Genomic DNA, 17,510 nt, shown 5'->3' with positions numbered 1-17,510 from the left:
TGTCCAAATCATTTATTTACATTACTGTAAAGTAAATAAACAGTTTGTGGAGCGACATATGCTGGCCAGATTTTTTGTTGATAGACCGGTCTTCGCTGCGGTAATGGCCATTTGCATTATGTCGGCTGGCTTGCTCTCACTGTTCACACAATCGGTAGAGCAATATCCTGATATCGCGCCCCCTGGGGTCACTATCACCGCAAACTATCCGGGCGCTTCAGCTGAAACAGTTGAAGACAGTGTGACTCAGGTGATTGAGCAGCAAATTAAAGGGATCGATGGTCTTCTCTACTTCTCTTCCACCAGCAGTTCAGCCGGGCAGGCCCGAATAAGCCTGAGTTTTGCACAGGAGACCGATCCCGATATTGCCCAGGTCCAGGTCCAGAATGCTGTCAATCAGGCAATTACGCGTCTTCCCCAGGAAGTTCAGCAACAAGGGATCACCGTTACAAAGTCTCAAGGGGACAGTCTGATGGTTGTGGCGCTCTATGACCCTTCCCGACAGCTTAGTAATATCGATATCAATGACTTTCTGATCAGTAATCTGCAGGATCCTCTAAGCCGGGTCGATGGCGTCGGGGAAACCACGGTGTTTGGCGCACAATACGCGATGAGAGTATGGCTGGATCCTTATAAGTTAAATAGCTTCGGATTCATGCCTTCTGATGTACAGAGTGCAATTGAAGCGCAAAATGCCCAGGTGACGAGTGGCGAAATTGGTTCCCAGCCAGCCCCTGCGGATCAGTATCTGAACGCAACCGTCACCGTACAGTCTCGCCTTGAAACACCAAAACAATTTGAGAATATCCTCCTTCGTACCAATAGCGATGGTTCCGCAGTTTATTTACGGGATGTGGCAAGAGTTGAGATCGGCGCAGAAAACTATCAGAACCTGACCACGCTCAACGGTTATCCGGCGGCCGGGATATCTATTCAGCTGGCGTCAGGAGCGAATGCATTAACAACGGCTGAAAATGTACGCGCTGAAATAGAGCGCCTGACTCCGCAGTTCCCTCAGGGGGTGATTGCAGCTTATCCCAAGGACAGCACACCATTTGTACTCGTATCGATTGAAGGTGTTATTCATACCCTTCTGGAAGCCATTCTGTTAGTTGTGGTTGTCATGTTCCTGTTTTTACAAAACTGGCGGGCAACACTGATCCCGGCAATCACCGTTCCCGTTGTTATGCTGGGGACTTTCGGAATATTGAGTCTGTTGGGGTACAACATCAATACACTCACGCTTTTTGCCATGGTGTTGGCTATCGGGCTTCTGGTAGACGATACCATTGTGGTGGTCGAAAACGTGGAGCGCATTATGGCATCACAAAAATGCCCCCCCGTAGAAGCGACATTACGTTCGATGAGCGAAATCACCAGCGCTCTGGTAGGTATTGCGTTGGTGCTTTCTGCGGTGTTCATACCGATGGCTTTTTTAGGCGGCTCTGTTGGCATTATTTACCGACAATTTACCGTGACGATTGTGTCTTCAATGATTTTATCCGCTCTGGTTGCGCTAACACTGACTCCGTCACTTTGCGCACATTTGCTTAAACCCGTCCCTCACCAGCAAGGTCGATTTTTTACTTCGCTAAACCGTGGAATTGACAAAGGCCAGAGCGCCTACCTCAGCCTCTTGCAGCGAAGCATATCCCGCCCGGTACGCCTGTATATCCTCGCAGTAATCCTGGTTTTATTAACTATTGGGACTTACCTGAAACTCCCGACCAGTTTTCTGCCGGAAGAAGATCAGGGTTCGGTAATGATTCAATTTGCTCTCCCTGTCGGCTCTCCAATCACACAGACTCAGGCTGTCGGTGATGAAATAAGTCAATATTTTCTCAGGGAGGAAAAGGAAAACCTGAATGTCATCTTTATGGTCACAGGACGCAATAACGCCGGAAGTGGACAAAATGTTGGTATGGCTTTCGCTGAGCTAAAACACTGGGACAAACGCAGTGGTAAACAAAACAGCGCACAGTCCATCATCTCACGTGCTAACCAGTATTTTAAAAGCCACCTGCTGGCATCCATTAACGTAACGGCACCGCCAACGGTACGCGGACTTGGCCAGTCGAGCGGTTTTGAAGTCTGGTTACAGGATCAGGAAGCTAACGGTTATGACGCGCTGCTAAGCACTCAACGGCAGGTCCTGAATCTTGCAGCAGATGACGCAAATCTTTCGGCTGTCAGGATCAACAGCCTTGACGAAAAAGCCCAGCTCAGGGTCGATATCGACAGACATAAAGCGCAGGTTCAGGGGCTAGAGCAAGCAGACATCAATAGTACATTATCCGCCGCATGGGGAGGTGTTTATGTTAATGATTTTATTGACCGGGGACGGGTCAAGCGGGTGTACATGCAAAGTGATGCTGACTGGCGTACTTCGCCAGAGGATATTTCCGCCTGGCACGTACGGGGGAATAACGATTTAATGGCATCTTTTAGCAGCTTTAGTACCCTGCAATGGACCACGGGTCCCCAGATGCTGCAACGCTTTAATGGACTTTCTTCCGTCCAGTTTCAGGGTAATGCAACTGAGGGGGTAAGTTCAGGCTCCGCAATGGACGCGATTGAGGATGTTATACAGAAGTTTGATGGTTTTGGACTCCAATGGAGCGGCCTGTCATATCAAGAACAATTGTCCTCAGGACAAGCCCAGTGGATCTACCTCGCGACCTGTGCCTTTATCTTCCTGTGCCTTGCTGCGCTGTATGAAAGCTGGGCCATCCCACTGGCTGTATTATTAATCATCCCACTCGCCATTTCTGGTGCCGTCTTCGCTACCTGGATCACCGGCTTAACCAATGACATCTATTTTCAGGTTGGCATGCTCACAACCATGGGATTATCCGCCAAGAATGCCATTCTGATCGTTGAATTCGCACAGTCACAGTATCAGAGCGGCAAAGAGGTTGTCACAGCAACACTGGAAGGAGCAAGTTTACGCTTACGACCTATTTTGATGACATCATTGGCATTTGTTGCCGGGGTAATTCCTCTGGTACTCTCCACAGGAGCTGGGGCATCAAGCCGCCTGGAGATTGGCGTCGCCGTTATTGGCGGTATGCTTTCCGGAACATTATTAACCTTACTCTTTGTTCCACTCTTTTTTATTGCTATCCGCAGGGGCATTGAAAGAATGGCTAATCCCCCGGTACTGGTCGAGAGTGAAAAGGAAACGTAACAGTAAATGACTAAACCACAAGGTCGCCCGATGAAAGCCCGTCCTCGCATTCTTGAGGCTGCGCGTGATATTTTCCTCGAGCACGGCATGGATGTTTCGCTTCAAATTATTGCGGAAAAGGCCAATACAACCAGAACAACGCTTTACAGTCACTTTCCGGGAGGAAAGGATCAGCTACTGGTTGAAACCTTTGCTTTTCTGAACGATAAGCTTCAGCCGTCTCTGCAGCAGTTGCTTGACGATAAACAGCATAATTTACCGGAGCTGCTTCTTGGGATCGCCAGGATGATACAAGCCTATTTTTTCTCACCGGCCAATATTCATTTTCAACGACTGCTCATTCAGGTGCTGGTTCAGCGCCCTGAAATCTTTTCCAGCCTTGCGCAGCGCCCTACTGGCCGGATTCGCGATACGCTAGCCCAGGTTCTGGCTCAGTTTCAGACCGAAGGTAAAATTCAACTGGATGATCCCAATCTGCAAGCAACAGCTTTTCTTGGGGCCATTATGGGCTACGCCCTCCCCGCTGCACTTATTGACCAGGCTCCGGTAGATCCGGTGTGGTTGGATAAGCTGGCATTATCCGCTGTGGAGACTTTTCTCAGAGCGTGGCGATTCAATCGTGCGTAAAGAATAAGAACAAAGCAGTTCTGGCGTCACAATTCGGTTGCCGCCTGTTCACTCCCTATTCCCCTCTTGTCATAACCGTTGGCAAAACGCAGACCAGTTCTGTTAAGGCGTATCCTCGTTTATTGCGAGTCAGATAGGGCATGAAAATGCTAAGATAGTTCATGAGGTATATTCAAAGTGGAAAGCTGGTATGAATGTTGACCAGGTCGCGATGTTGAATTCGTGATTACCACCACTACTACCCCCAAACACAAACGGTAATGGCAAATGTCATTAAATATTAGTAAGATAGCTTCTTTATATATAATCCCTTAAAAATTATGCGCCTGGTTTTATCATCTCTGATCGTGATGGCTGGACTTCTGAGTGGTCAGGCAGTTGCTGCGCCTGAGCAGACCGCGCACGCTGATATTCGTGACAGCGGCTTTGTCTATTGCGTCAGCGGGCAGGTCAACACATTCAACCCACAAAAAGCCAGCAGTGGTCTGATTGTCGACACGCTGGCCGCCCAGCTCTATGACCGGCTGCTTGATGTGGATCCTTACACTTATCGACTGGTTCCTGAACTGGCAGAGAGCTGGGAAGTGCTGGACAACGGTGCAACCTACCGTTTCCATCTGCGCCGAGACGTACCGTTTCAAAAGACGGCCTGGTTTACCCCAACACGTAAGCTAAATGCGGACGATGTGGTATTTACCTTCGAGCGAATCTTTGATCGCCAGAACCCATGGCATAACGTAAATGGCAGTAGCTTCCCCTACTTCGACAGCCTCCAGTTTGCCGATAACGTACAAAGTGTGCGTAAGCTGGACAACAACACCGTCGAATTTCGTCTGACCCAACCCGACGCTTCTTTCCTGTGGCACCTGGCAACGCACTACGCCTCCGTCATGTCGGCTGAATACGCCTCAACGCTGGCAAAACAGGATCGCCAGGAATTACTGGACAGGCAGCCTGTCGGCACCGGGCCGTTCCAGCTTTCAGAAAATCGCGCCGGGCAATATATTCGTCTGCAACGTCACGACAATTTCTGGCGCGGTAAGCCTTTAATGCCGCAGGTGGTCGTTGATCTCGGCTCGGGTGGCACGGGGCGTTTATCAAAACTGCTCACCGGAGAGTGCGATGTTCTGGCCTGGCCTGCCGCCAGCCAGCTCAGTATTTTACGTGATGACCCTCGTCTGCGTCTGACGCTGCGACCGGGAATGAACATTGCCTATCTGGCGTTTAATACGGACAAACCTCCACTGAATAATCCTGCCGTTCGTCATGCGCTGGCACTGGCGATCAACAACCAACGTCTGATGCAGTCGATCTACTACGGTACGGCGGAAACAGCGGCATCTATTTTACCTCGCGCCTCGTGGGCTTATGACAACGAAGCTAAAATTACAGAATACAACCCGGCAAAATCTCGCGAACAGCTTAAAGCGCTGGGGCTGGAGAACTTAACGTTACAACTTTGGGTACCCACCAGCTCTCAGGCCTGGAACCCGAGTCCATTGAAAACCGCAGAATTGATCCAGGCAGACATGGCGCAGGTTGGCGTAAAAGTGGTAATCGTCCCGGTAGAAGGTCGTTTTCAGGAGGCGCGATTAATGGATATGAACCATGATCTGACGTTGTCCGGCTGGGCGACAGACAGTAACGATCCTGACAGTTTTTTCCGACCGCTGCTGAGCTGCGCCGCCATTAACTCGCAGACCAACTTTGCCCATTGGTGTGATCCGGAGTTTGATAACGTTCTGCGCAAGGCGCTGTCTTCACAGCAGCTCGCCTCACGCATTGACGCCTATGACGAAGCACAAAATATTCTGGCAAAAGAGCTCCCGATTCTGCCACTGGCATCTTCACTACGCCTGCAGGCCTATCGCTACGACATCAAAGGACTGGTGCTGAGTCCGTTTGGTAATGCCTCCTTTGCCGGGGTTTCCAGGGAAAAGAAAGATGAGGTGAAAAAACCATGATTATCTTCACCCTGCGGCGTTTTTTATTGCTCCTGGTAACCCTTTTCTTCCTGACATTTATCGGGTTTAGCCTGAGCTATTTTACTCCCCATGCACCTCTGCAAGGCGCATCGCTGTGGAACGCCTGGGTATTCTGGTTTAATGGCTTAATTCACTGGGATTTTGGTGTTTCCAGTATCAACGGACAGTTGATTTCAGAACAACTGAAAGAGGTGTTTCCTGCCACGATGGAGTTGTGCATTCTGGCCTTTGGCTTTGCGCTGATGGTAGGGATCCCTATCGGCATGCTGGCAGGCATAACGCGTAATAAATGGCAGGATCGTTGCATCAGTGCTATTGCTCTGATGGGCTTTTCTATTCCGGTTTTTTGGCTGGCGCTACTGCTGACATTACTCTTTTCACTTACGCTCGGTTGGTTGCCGGTATCAGGCCGCTTTGATCTGCTCTACGAAGTCAAACCCGTCACAGGTTTTGCCATTATCGACGCGTGGATCTCCGATTCGCCCTGGCGTGATGAAATGGTGGTCAGTGCAATCCGACATATGGTGCTCCCCGTATTGACGCTCTCCGTCGCGCCAACAACCGAAGTCATTCGTCTAATGCGCATCAGCACTATTGAAGTTTTCGATCAGAACTACGTGAAAGCAGCAGCCACCCGCGGCCTGTCGCGGTTAACAATCCTGAGACGTCATGTGCTGCATAATGCCCTGCCGCCGGTGATCCCGCGTCTTGGTTTACAGTTTTCTACCATGCTGACTCTGGCAATGATTACTGAGATGGTCTTTAGCTGGCCAGGGCTTGGCCGCTGGCTGATTAACGCGATTCGTCAACAGGATTACGCCGCAATTTCTGCGGGCGTTATGGTGATTGGTTCTCTGGTTATTATTGTTAACGTTATCTCTGATATTTTGGGTGCCATGGCTAACCCTCTGAAACATAAGGAATGGTATGCCTTACGATAGCGTATACACCGAAAAGCGCCCGCCCGGTACGCTACGCACCGCCTGGCGCAATTTTTATGGTGATGCTCCTGCAATGGTCGGCCTGTATGGCTGCGCGGGACTGATGATACTGTGTGTTTTTGGTGGCTGGTTCGCACCTTATGGTATCGATCAGCAATTTCTGGGATATCAACTGCTGCCTCCTTCCTGGTCACGCTATGGCGAAGTGTCATTCTTCCTTGGGACTGACGATCTGGGGCGTGACGTGTTAAGCCGCCTGCTTAGCGGCGCGGCTCCTACCGTGGGTGGTGCATTTGTCGTAACGCTCGCCGCCACGCTGTGTGGTCTGGTATTAGGAGTATTAGCCGGAGCAACGCACGGTTTACGCTCCGCCGTGCTGAACCATATTCTGGATACCCTCCTCTCTATTCCTTCACTGCTGTTGGCGATTATTGTGGTGGCGTTTGCCGGACCGCACCTGACTCACGCGATGTTTGCTGTCTGGCTGGCGTTGTTGCCACGCATGGTACGCTCCGTCTACAGCATGGTGCACGACGAGCTGGAAAAAGAGTATGTCATCGCTGCGCGCCTGGACGGTGCCACAACGCTCAATATTTTGTGGTTTGCGATTCTGCCCAATATTACCGCCGGACTTATCACCGAAATCACTCGCGCACTGTCGATGGCGATTCTGGATATTGCCGCACTGGGCTTTCTGGATCTCGGTGCACAGCTCCCGTCGCCGGAATGGGGAGCTATGCTCGGCGACGCACTGGAGTTGATTTACGTCGCGCCGTGGACGGTAATGCTGCCGGGGGCGGCAATTATGATCAGTGTGCTGCTGGTTAACCTGTTAGGTGACGGCGTACGTCGCGCGATTATTGCGGGGGTGGAATAATGCCATTACTGGATATCCGCAACCTGACTATTGAGTTCAGGACCGGCGACGAATGGGTGAAGGCAGTTGACCGTGTTAGCATGACGCTGAATGAAGGCGAGATCCGTGGATTGGTAGGTGAATCCGGATCAGGTAAAAGTCTCATCGCCAAAGCCATCTGCGGAGTAGCCAAAGACAACTGGCGCGTTACCGCCGACCGTATGCGCTTTGACGATATCGATCTGCTGCGTCTTTCCGCTCGTGAGAGACGTAAACTGGTCGGTCATAACGTTTCCATGATCTTTCAGGAGCCGCAATCCTGTCTCGATCCGTCTGAACGTATTGGGCGGCAACTAATGCAAAACATCCCGGCCTGGACCTATAAAGGGCGCTGGTGGCAACGTATTGGCTGGCGTAAACGCCGTGCAATTGAGCTGCTGCACCGTGTCGGGATCAAAGATCATAAAGACGCAATGCGCAGCTTCCCCTATGAGCTGACGGACGGCGAGTGCCAGAAAGTGATGATTGCAATCGCACTGGCTAACCAGCCGCGCCTGCTGATTGCCGATGAACCCACTAACGCGATGGAACCCACGACGCAGGCACAAATTTTCCGTCTGCTGACCCGGCTGAATCAAAACAGCAATACCACCATTTTACTGATCAGCCATGACCTGCAAATGCTTAGCCAATGGGCAGACAAAATCAACGTAATGTACTGCGGACAAACGGTGGAAACCGCCCCCAGTAAAGATCTGGTGACAATTCCGCATCATCCCTATACCCAGGCGTTGATCCGTGCCATTCCTGACTTTGGTAGTCCGATGCCTCACAAAAGCCGACTGAATACCATGCCGGGAGCAATTCCATTGTTAGAGCAATTGCCTATTGGTTGCCGCCTGGGACCACGTTGCCCTTATGCACAACGCGAATGTATTGAAACCCCACGACTGACCGGAGCAAAGAATCATCTCTACGCCTGTCATTTCCCGCTGAACATGGAGAGAGAGTGAGATGGTAGAAACACTGCTCGAAGTACGTAATCTGAGCAAAACCTTTCGCTACCGGACCGGCTTGTTTCGTCGCCAGACCGTCGAGGCCGTCAAGCCCCTGAGTTTTACCCTGCGTGAGCGACAAACTCTTGCCATCATTGGCGAAAACGGCTCAGGTAAATCCACGCTGGCAAAAATGCTGGCGGGGATGGTTGAGCCTACCAGCGGCGAACTGCTGATTGACGATCACCCACTGAAGTACGGCGATTATTCCTTCCGTAGCCAGCGTATTCGCATGATTTTCCAGGATCCCTCAACATCACTTAACCCGCGCCAGCGTATCTCGCAAATCCTCGATTTCCCGCTGCGTCTCAACACCGATCTGGAGCCAGAGCAGCGGCGTAAACAGATTATTGAAACGATGCGGATGGTCGGTCTACTACCCGATCACGTCAGCTACTACCCGCATATGCTGGCCCCTGGGCAAAAACAGCGTCTGGGGCTCGCCCGCGCTCTTATTTTGCGCCCTAAAGTAATCATCGCGGATGAAGCCCTGGCATCTCTCGATATGTCGATGCGCTCACAACTGATTAATTTGATGCTGGAGTTACAGGAAAAACAAGGAATTTCATATATTTATGTAACTCAGCATATTGGAATGATGAAACACATCAGCGATCAGGTACTGGTCATGCATCAGGGAGAAGTTGTTGAGCGCGGTAGTACAGCGGATGTTCTTGCCTCTCCCCTGCATGAACTGACTCGTCGCCTGATTTCCGGGCATTTCGGCGAGGCACTCACTGCGGATGCCTGGCGAAAAGACCGTTAGCAGGACAAATGCCCTCCTCTGCCGGAGGGCTCTTTTTTGCCTTTAATGGTAGACACTTACCGGCATTAGCGCTTCTACATCGGTAAAAGTGATCGATGGGAATACAGTTCCCTGTATCGCCCATACTCCAGCGTTGATGACTTCGTCGATAAACCGGGCATCGTCAATTCCCTCGACCACAACATGATCACAGTATTCCCGGATATTTTTTATGAGAACCGGAAACATGGGCTTTTCTACCTGGGCGAGAAAGAAGTTACGATCCATTTTCACAACATCAAAACCGCCGCTAACCAGCGGATTCGCCCCGACGCAGCCAGACCCCAGATCGCCCAGCCACAATGCATTTGGACCATCACCAAGAGAGTTAATTAACAGATTATTCAGGCATGCTGTATTCGACAAGAATCGTTCTGAGAGTTGCAGAGCAATAAATGGCATTGCATGTAATGCAGATGTAATGACAGGGTCGCCAATCGCCAGAAGCGCCATTTCGTCAATGAGATTAAGCGTGCAGAAAAGGTTATTTTTCTCAAACCAGTCTCGCTTTTGAGCGATTAACTTTATTTGTTCGAGCAGAAAATGACGTTTTTGTTCACCACTCCACGCTGTAATGATGAAATCTGAATGTAACGGGTGAACCGTGTCTGAAGTAAACCGGGTGAGCATCTCAACACCCAGCAACTTATCCATTGTGTCTCTCATCGGTTCCGCGATGAAATGATAGTGCATAAGACCACTCCAATTGATCATAACATCCTGATAATGCACTTCTAATTACAATCAATCAATAATATCGATCAATACATAGATATTGATCGATAAAAACAATATATCATAACGAACTGAATATGGTCATTATTTTTGTTTTAAGAATCTTCTTACATTGATATGTTTATAAACATCGACTAGCGATAAAATCATGTCATTTTAGCTATTCAGGGCCTTAGTACTGTCACCTTGCCGCCCTGTCCTTCGCTGGTTGGATGAGGCAGAACCAGGGGGGAGTGATATACTCCTCACGTGCAATGTATAGCGACAGGCCGCTCATAACTGACTACAACTCTACAGCCCCCTGAAATACTTTTTGCTGCCAGTAACCGTGTGGTGAATCGCAGAGAAAGATCGTGACACAAGGGGCAGAGAGTGGGATATAATTTCAGACCAATTTCGAGTGACCTTGAAATTGCAATCATAACTCATTGATTGCTAAAAAATAAGTAATGACTATAAGGATTAAAGCTATGGGTTTTCTTTCCGGTAAGCGCATTCTGGTGACCGGTCTTGCCAGTAAACTGTCCATCGCATGGGGTATCGCGCAGGCGATGCATCGTGAAGGGGCTGAACTGGCGTTCACCTACCAGAACGACAAACTGAAAGGCCGCGTGGAAGAATTTGCAGCTCAACTGGGTTCCAGCATCGTCCTGCAGTGCGATGTGGCTGAAGACGCCAGTATCGACACCATGTTCGCTGAGCTGGCCAAAACCTGGCCGAAATTCGACGGTTTCGTGCACTCCATCGGTTTTGCACCGGCTGATCAGTTGGATGGCGACTATGTGAATGCTGTCACCCGCGAAGGCTTTAAAATCGCTCATGACATCAGCGCCTACAGCTTTGTTGCGATGGCTAAAGCATGCCGTACTATGCTGAACCCAGGCTCTGCTCTGCTGACTCTGTCCTACCTGGGCGCAGAGCGCGCAATCCCGAACTACAACGTTATGGGTCTGGCGAAGGCTTCCCTCGAAGCGAACGTGCGTTACATGGCTAACGCGATGGGTCCTGAAGGTGTGCGTGTTAACGCAATCTCCGCAGGTCCTATCCGTACTCTGGCGGCATCCGGTATTAAAGATTTCCGTAAAATGCTGGCACATTGTGAAGCGGTTACCCCGATTCGCCGCACTGTTACCATTGAAGATGTGGGCAACTCCGCAGCATTCCTGTGCTCCGACTTGTCTGGCGGTATCTCCGGTGAAGTCGTTCACGTTGACGGTGGCTTCAGCATCGCTGCAATGAACGAACTGGAACTGAAATAATCTTTCAGACCACCTCCATGGGCGGCGTTGCGTCGCCCATGATTTTCCATTCTTCCGCCCTTCTACATTCTGCCATATATACTTTTCTGATATTTATTATCACCTAACAGTCTTTCATCCCCTCATCCGCTTACGCCAGGATAATGCAGCACAAACGATCCGGCGTATGGGTATGACGACGTATCCGGGTCGCCACTTTTTAGACCAAGGATCGCCCATGGAACAACGCCGAATTGAAGGCAAAAGCCACTGGTATCATGAAACTCAGTCCAGCAGGTATCCGCAAGATGCCCTGCCACTGGTGCCTGAAGCCGCGCACGTCGAGGACAGTTTTTTACTGGATTTGACGATACCCGAAGTCGCGCTTTTACCCTTTCAGTCCTGGTTAGAACCTGCACGTAAACTTGCCTGTCATCTTTTCCCTGCTCACGTTACCCAGAGCCAGTTGCATACATTCAGCGCCTATGAACGTATGAGCACCGCTTTAACTGTCGCCCAGGTTTACGGCGTCCAGCGATTGTGTAATCACTATGCGGCGCGTTTAACACCACTTCCAGGCCCGGACTCCTCGCGGGAGAGCAATCACCGGCTAGCGCAAATCACCCAATATGCTCGCCAACTCGCCAGTTCACCCTCCGTTATTAACGCGCGTGCTCGCCAGCATCTGGATGAGGTTGGTCTGACAACCGGCGATATTATTCTGATCAATCAGATAATTGGATTTGTGGGTTTTCAGGCCCGTGCAGTAGCTATTTTTCAGGCATACTTTGGTCACCCTGCTCGCCGGATACCGGGACTTGATGTACAACAATACGCGCTAGCGTCAGCATTTAATGATGCCAATGCAAAATGGTATGCCGCATCCTTCCCGGTCGAATATTGTCCCGCTCGTCAGCAGCCCCCGGATCACTCGCCCCCCGAACTGCGCGCATTGACACCGTTACTGGCTCATTCTCCCGAAATACTGGCGGTACTCAAATCACTGGTCATCAGCTCACTGCGCACTGATGTGCAATCAAGAGCGTTTTCACTGACCACTCTGCTGACTGCACGTATTAATGGCAGCGTTGCCTGCTTTAATGAATACGCACATTCGGTGCATGAAATGGCCGACGTCATCGCTTTACTTCGCGATGAGGAGCGCGAATTACAGCGCTGGGAGCAGCGACATCCAGTTGAGCGCGTAACCCTACAGGCGGTACAATGGCTGACCCGGGCGCCCGATCGTTTTAGCGCCGCACTACTAACCCCGTTACTCGATCAGGGTATCTCTTCAGAACAGGCTATTAACCTACTGGCCTGGAGCGGATTGTGCGGATGGTTGAATCGCTTGAAAATCGCACTGGGCGAGACTCATTAACCGATCCATTTACTGAAAGAGCGCTTGCTGCGCCAGGCAGATTCGCGTAAAACTGTCAGCCGCTCTTTTGGCCACGAAAATAGACAATTATGCTTCAGGACAACCCGCTGCTAGCGCAGCTTAAACAGCAACTACATTCCCAAACGCCACGTGCTGAAGGGGTGGTAAAAGCCACGGAAAAAGGCTTTGGCTTCCTGGAAGTCGATGCACAAAAAAGCTATTTTATTCCACCGCCGCAGATGAAAAAAGTGATGCATGGTGACCGCATTGTCGCGGTTATCCATACGGAAAAAGATCGCGAGTCTGCAGAGCCGGAAGAACTGGTCGAACCGTTCCTGACTCGCTTCGTGGGTAAAGTTCAGGGCAAGAATGACCGTTTGTCCATTGTACCGGATCATCCGTTACTGAAAGATGCAATTCCCTGCCGCGCTGCTCGCGGTGTGGAACACGAATTTAAAGAGGGTGACTGGGCGGTAGCTGAAATGCGCCGTCATCCGCTGAAAGGCGACCGCACCTTCTATGCTGAATTAACTCAGTTTATCACCTTTGCTGACGATCACTTCGTCCCATGGTGGGTCACACTGGCGCGCCATAACCTCGAAAAAGAAGCACCGGATGGCGTGGCCACCGAAATGCTGGATGAAGGTCTGGAACGTCAGGATTTAACTGCTCTCCATTTCGTCACCATCGACAGTGCCAGCACTGAAGATATGGATGATGCGTTGTATGCCGAAGAGCTGGCTGACGGTAAACTGCAATTAACCGTTGCAATTGCCGATCCTACTGCCTGGATTGCTGAAGGCAGCAAACTGGATAACGCGGCGAAAATTCGTGCGTTCACCAACTATCTGCCGGGATTCAATATTCCGATGTTACCGCGCGAACTGTCCGACGACCTGTGTTCCCTGCGCGCTAACGAAGTTCGTCCGGTTCTGGCTTGTCGCATGATTATTGCTGCTGACGGTACGATCGAGGACAACATCACCTTCTTTGCAGCCACTATCGAATCCAAAGCCAAGCTGGCGTATGACAACGTTTCCGACTGGCTGGAAGGCACCGGGGACTGGCAGCCTGAAAACGACGCGATTGCCGGTCAGATCCGTCTGCTACAGCGCATTTGCCTCAGCCGTGGTGAATGGCGTCATAACCATGCTCTGGTATTTAAAGATCGCCCGGATTATCGTTTTGTTCTGGGTGAAAAAGGTGAAGTCCTGGACATCGTGGCTGAGCCGCGCCGCATCGCAAACCGTATTGTGGAAGAGTCCATGATTGCGGCAAATATTTGTGCGGCACGTGTGCTTCGCGACAAACTGGGCTTTGGTATTTATAACGTACACATGGGATTCGATCCGGCGAATGCTGAAGCGCTGGCCGCACTGTTGAAAACCCATGGTATGCACGTCGATGCCGAAGAAGTATTAACCCTGGAAGGCTTCTGCAAACTGCGTCGTGAGCTGGATGCCCAGCCTTCTGGTTTCCTCGACAGCCGTATTCGCCGGTTCCAGTCTTATGCAGAGATTAGCACCGAGCCAGGACCGCACTTTGGGTTAGGTCTGGAAGCATATGCCACATGGACTTCCCCTATCCGTAAGTATGGCGATATGATCAACCACCGCCTGCTGAAGGCTGTTATCAAAGGTGAAACCATCGCTCGTCCGCAGGATGATATCACCCTGCAAATGGCAGACCGTCGTCGCCTGAACCGTATGGCCGAACGTGATGTAGGTGACTGGCTGTACGCGCGTTTCCTGAAGGACAAAGTCGATACCGATATCCGTTTTGCAGCTGAAATCATTGACGTCAGCCGTGGCGGTATGCGCGTTCGTTTAGTCGATAATGGCGCTGTTGCATTTATTCCGGCACCATTCCTGCACGCTGTCCGTGATGAACTGGTATGTAGCCAGGAAAGCGGCACGGTGCAAATTAAAGGTGAAGTGGTTTACAAAGTCACTGACGTGATTGACGTAACTATTGCTGAAGTTCGGATGGAAACCCGCAGCGTTATCGCTCGTCCTGCCGTGTAACAAACATCGATTCAACGGCCTTTTTCTGTAACGAAAAGGCCGTTTTCTTTTTTTCCGCGCAATTAGCTGCCACGCACTACACTTCTTTCATCCAGTCAGAATTATTTTTTCTATTTTCAGCACACTGACTTTGCTTTTTCCTGAATCTGGATTACACATAAATATATAAATAAAACAATACGTTCAGCCATAATCAACCTGTATGAATCATGGCTACCCTTATTTTTGTGGCTGTATGCGCTTTAAACGGGATAGTACACATCATGAAAGACGTTCGGGAGAGGGTTACGTTGTATAGCTATATAGGCACTCACACCCCCTACTGGCGTTTGTCAGAGGATTGCAACATCCTGCATTTTTCTATCGCCGAAGCGACTGATACCGACCAAACCATCGAGCTTTCACCGGAACAAGCCGATCGTATTCGGGAGATGACAGTCATTACGTCCAGCCTGTTAATGACTCTTCCCATTGATGACGATGATATTCCCGTTCACCTGGTCGGACGGAAAATTAATAAACGCGAATGGGCCGGTAGCGCATCCGCGTGGGATGACACCCCTTCTGTTGCGCGCGATCTGGCACAAGGACTCTCTTTTGCTGAACAGGTCGTCTCTGAGGCTAATTCAGTTATCGTTATCCTTGATCGTCAGGGCAATATTCAGCGATTTAATCGATTGTGCGAAGAGTACACCGGGCTAAGAGAGCGCGAAGTGATCGGGCAAAGCGTCTTCACACTCTTTATGAGCCGCCGTGAAGCAGCCGCTTCAAGACGTAACATCGACGTTTTTTTTCGCGAAGGCAATTCGTATGAAGTCGAACGGTGGGTGAAGACCTGTAAGGGTCAGCGCCTGTTTCTGTTTCGCAATAAGTTTGTGCATAACGGCAGCGGTAAGAACGAAATTTTCCTGATCTGTTCAGGTACCGACATCACTGAAGAACGACGCGCTCAGGAGCGTCTGCGCGTGCTGGCGAATACCGATTCCATTACCGGATTACCCAACCGTAACGCAATTCATGAATTGATTAGCGAGGCGATCGACAACGCGGGAGACACCCAGGTAGGTATTGTTTACCTCGATCTGGATAATTTCAAAAAGGTTAACGATGCCTACGGGCACATGTTTGGCGATCAGTTGTTACAGAGCGTGTCGCTGGCAATCCTCAGTTGTCTCGAGGAAGATCAATTATTGGCTCGTTTTGGCGGCGATGAGTTTATTGTCCTTGCCACTAAAACGTCCCAGAGCGCACTGGAGGCCACGGCATCGCGTATTTTGACACGCCTGCGTCTGCCTTTCCGTATCGGCCTTATTGAAGTGTATACCGGATGTTCTATTGGTATTTCCCTCGCCCCTCAGCATGGAAATGATAGCGAAAGTGTAATTCGCAATGCAGATACGGCAATGTATACAGCCAAAGAAGGTGGCCGCGGACAATTTTGCGTATTCTCCCCTGAAATGAATCAACGGGTATTCGAATACCTTTGGCTGGATACCAATCTGCGTAAAGCCCTGGAAAATGATCAATTGCTTATTCATTACCAGCCGAAAATAACATGGCGTGGCGAAGTGCGTAGCGTGGAGGCTCTGGTGCGTTGGCAATCGCCCGAGCGCGGGCTAATCCCACCATTGGAGTTTATCTCTTATGCCGAAGAGTCGGGGCTGATTGTTCCGCTGGGACGCTGGGTTATTCTGGACGTCGTGCGCCAGGTGGCTAAATGGCGTGATAAGGGAATAAATCTGCGTGTAGCGGTAAACGTATCGGCTCGTCAGCTTGCCGACCAGACGCTTTTTACCGATTTGAAGCAGGTGCTTCATGAACTGAATTTTGAATATTGTCCAATCGACGTCGAGCTAACAGAAAGCAGTTTGATTGAAAATGAACAACTTGCACTGTCGGTTATTCAGCAGTTTAGCCAGCTTGGGGCGCAGATTCATTTGGATGATTTTGGGACAGGATACTCATCACTGTCGCAACTTGCCCGCTTCCCACTTGATGCGATCAAACTGGATCAGGCCTTTGTTAGAGATATTCACAAACAATCTATTTCACAGTCGTTGGTACGAGCCATTGTCGCGGTGGCGCAAGCGCTGAATCTACAAGTCATAGCCGAAGGTGTTGAAAGCGCGAAAGAGGACGCCTTTCTGACCAAGAACGGTGTCAACGAGCGTCAGGGCTTTTTGTTCGCCAAGCCAATGCCGGCCGCCGCATTTGAACGCTGGTATAAGCGTTATCTGAATAAAAAGTTGCGTTAAAGCGGAAGGAGTAAACATATTGAATATGGAAAAATGGACATTCCTGGATGGATCATATCTGTATGTAATTACAGAATATATATTATTCTCCAATCGTTCGGGATAATACTATTTTTCCCTTCTCTTTTGTCATGAATTTCTGCATCATGAAATTCTAACTATTTTGACATTAGGATGACGAACATGTCTGATATCGACGCACAGCGTCTGGCCGAACGTATTGATACCGTGCTGGATATCCTCGTTGCTGGCGATTACCACTCAGCCATCCACAACCTCGAGATTCTTAAGGCTGAACTGTTAAATACGGTCAAAGAAGATACAGAATCTTTGTCAAAAAAAGCCAGGGCCCCGTGGGAGATCTGATGGCATCGTTCTCTGTATGTGATTGCTATCATCAGATTTCAGATAACGCAGTCTC

The 17,510-nt window shown here is 50.1% G+C and carries 13 protein-coding genes; 12 read left to right on the top strand and 1 reads right to left on the bottom strand.

From position 1 onward, the window contains the following. Window positions 1-58: 58 nt before the first annotated feature. The 7 genes from OGX98_RS19600 to sapF all read left to right on the top strand — a co-directional run bounded on the left by OGX98_RS19600 (window position 59) and on the right by sapF (window position 9,417). Entirely contained in the window at window positions 59-3,187 is a 3,129-nt protein-coding gene (locus OGX98_RS19600; protein ID WP_200010909.1) for a multidrug efflux RND transporter permease subunit, read from the top strand. A gap of 6 nt (window positions 3,188-3,193) precedes the next feature. Then, window positions 3,194-3,814 carry a TetR/AcrR family transcriptional regulator gene (locus tag OGX98_RS19595; RefSeq protein ID WP_045443435.1) on the top strand — a complete coding sequence of 207 codons (621 nt, stop codon included), beginning with the start codon at window positions 3,194-3,196 and terminating at the stop codon, window positions 3,812-3,814. Window positions 3,815-4,134: 320 nt separating this feature from the next. Then, complete coding sequence (gene sapA / locus OGX98_RS19590) at window positions 4,135-5,778, top strand: ABC transporter substrate-binding protein SapA (protein WP_286595803.1); 1,644 nt, start codon at window positions 4,135-4,137, stop codon at window positions 5,776-5,778. Next, window positions 5,775-6,740: a peptide ABC transporter permease SapB gene (gene sapB, locus OGX98_RS19585; protein WP_045443441.1), complete on the top strand. Its 966-nt coding sequence runs from the start codon at window positions 5,775-5,777 to the stop codon at window positions 6,738-6,740. Before sapA ends, sapB begins: the two co-directional genes overlap by 4 nt. Continuing rightward, window positions 6,727-7,617, top strand: a complete 891-nt coding sequence (sapC, locus tag OGX98_RS19580; RefSeq protein WP_048221390.1) for a peptide ABC transporter permease SapC — start codon at window positions 6,727-6,729, stop codon at window positions 7,615-7,617. Before sapB ends, sapC begins: the two co-directional genes overlap by 14 nt. Then, the gene (sapD, locus tag OGX98_RS19575; protein ID WP_045443447.1) at window positions 7,617-8,609 is read left to right on the top strand and encodes a peptide ABC transporter ATP-binding protein SapD; all 993 of its coding nucleotides are present in this window, start codon (window positions 7,617-7,619) and stop codon (window positions 8,607-8,609) included. The genes sapC and sapD overlap by 1 nt, the downstream gene beginning before the upstream one ends. 1 nt (window position 8,610) lies before the next feature. Next, complete coding sequence (gene sapF, locus OGX98_RS19570) at window positions 8,611-9,417, top strand: peptide ABC transporter ATP-binding protein SapF (protein ID WP_048221389.1); 807 nt, start codon at window positions 8,611-8,613, stop codon at window positions 9,415-9,417. Window positions 9,418-9,459: 42 nt separating this feature from the next. Here the strand turns inward: sapF and OGX98_RS19565 are convergent, their stop codons facing one another. Further along, on the bottom strand, window positions 9,460-10,149 hold the full coding sequence (locus tag OGX98_RS19565; protein WP_045449640.1) for an EAL domain-containing protein: 690 nt from the start codon (window positions 10,147-10,149) through the stop codon (window positions 9,460-9,462). Window positions 10,150-10,661: 512 nt separating this feature from the next. On the opposite strand from OGX98_RS19565, the gene fabI reads away from it, so the two are divergent. The 5 genes from fabI (at window position 10,662) to OGX98_RS19540 (ending at window position 17,455) form a co-directional block, all read left to right on the top strand. Beyond that, window positions 10,662-11,450: an enoyl-ACP reductase FabI gene (gene fabI, locus OGX98_RS19560; RefSeq protein ID WP_045443452.1), complete on the top strand. Its 789-nt coding sequence runs from the start codon at window positions 10,662-10,664 to the stop codon at window positions 11,448-11,450. Window positions 11,451-11,667: 217 nt separating this feature from the next. After that, the gene (locus OGX98_RS19555) at window positions 11,668-12,810 is read left to right on the top strand and encodes a carboxymuconolactone decarboxylase family protein (protein WP_286595802.1); all 1,143 of its coding nucleotides are present in this window, start codon (window positions 11,668-11,670) and stop codon (window positions 12,808-12,810) included. 89 nt (window positions 12,811-12,899) lie between these two features. Further along, window positions 12,900-14,834: an exoribonuclease II gene (locus OGX98_RS19550; RefSeq protein WP_048221387.1), complete on the top strand. Its 1,935-nt coding sequence runs from the start codon at window positions 12,900-12,902 to the stop codon at window positions 14,832-14,834. Window positions 14,835-15,097: 263 nt separating this feature from the next. Then, entirely contained in the window at window positions 15,098-17,089 is a 1,992-nt protein-coding gene (pdeR, locus tag OGX98_RS19545) for a cyclic di-GMP phosphodiesterase (RefSeq protein ID WP_045443460.1), read from the top strand. A 183-nt stretch (window positions 17,090-17,272) separates the two neighbouring features. Beyond that, window positions 17,273-17,455: a YciZ family protein gene (locus tag OGX98_RS19540; protein WP_045443463.1), complete on the top strand. Its 183-nt coding sequence runs from the start codon at window positions 17,273-17,275 to the stop codon at window positions 17,453-17,455. The last annotated feature ends 55 nt before the right edge of the window (window positions 17,456-17,510 follow it).

The organism is Citrobacter sp. Cm046, assembly GCF_030333065.1.
GTDB lineage: Bacteria > Pseudomonadota > Gammaproteobacteria > Enterobacterales > Enterobacteriaceae > Citrobacter > Citrobacter murliniae.
The sequence above is the reverse complement of the archived record's forward strand: the minus strand, read 5'-3'. Positions and strand labels throughout refer to the sequence as shown.

Bases quoted from the DNA above. Each gene is read 5' to 3' on its own strand.
- OGX98_RS19600 (WP_200010909.1), top strand. From the start codon at position 59: ATGCTGGCCAGATTTTTTGTTGATAGACCGGTCTTCGCTGCGGTAATG.
- OGX98_RS19595 (WP_045443435.1), top strand. From the start codon at position 3,194: ATGACTAAACCACAAGGTCGCCCGATGAAAGCCCGTCCTCGCATTCTT.
- sapA (WP_286595803.1), top strand. From the start codon at position 4,135: ATGCGCCTGGTTTTATCATCTCTGATCGTGATGGCTGGACTTCTGAGT.
- sapB (WP_045443441.1), top strand. From the start codon at position 5,775: ATGATTATCTTCACCCTGCGGCGTTTTTTATTGCTCCTGGTAACCCTT.
- sapC (WP_048221390.1), top strand. From the start codon at position 6,727: ATGCCTTACGATAGCGTATACACCGAAAAGCGCCCGCCCGGTACGCTA.
- sapD (WP_045443447.1), top strand. From the start codon at position 7,617: ATGCCATTACTGGATATCCGCAACCTGACTATTGAGTTCAGGACCGGC.
- sapF (WP_048221389.1), top strand. From the start codon at position 8,611: ATGGTAGAAACACTGCTCGAAGTACGTAATCTGAGCAAAACCTTTCGC.
- OGX98_RS19565 (WP_045449640.1), bottom strand. From the start codon at position 10,149: ATGCACTATCATTTCATCGCGGAACCGATGAGAGACACAATGGATAAG.
- fabI (WP_045443452.1), top strand. From the start codon at position 10,662: ATGGGTTTTCTTTCCGGTAAGCGCATTCTGGTGACCGGTCTTGCCAGT.
- OGX98_RS19555 (WP_286595802.1), top strand. From the start codon at position 11,668: ATGGAACAACGCCGAATTGAAGGCAAAAGCCACTGGTATCATGAAACT.
- OGX98_RS19550 (WP_048221387.1), top strand. From the start codon at position 12,900: ATGCTTCAGGACAACCCGCTGCTAGCGCAGCTTAAACAGCAACTACAT.
- pdeR (WP_045443460.1), top strand. From the start codon at position 15,098: ATGAAAGACGTTCGGGAGAGGGTTACGTTGTATAGCTATATAGGCACT.
- OGX98_RS19540 (WP_045443463.1), top strand. From the start codon at position 17,273: ATGTCTGATATCGACGCACAGCGTCTGGCCGAACGTATTGATACCGTG.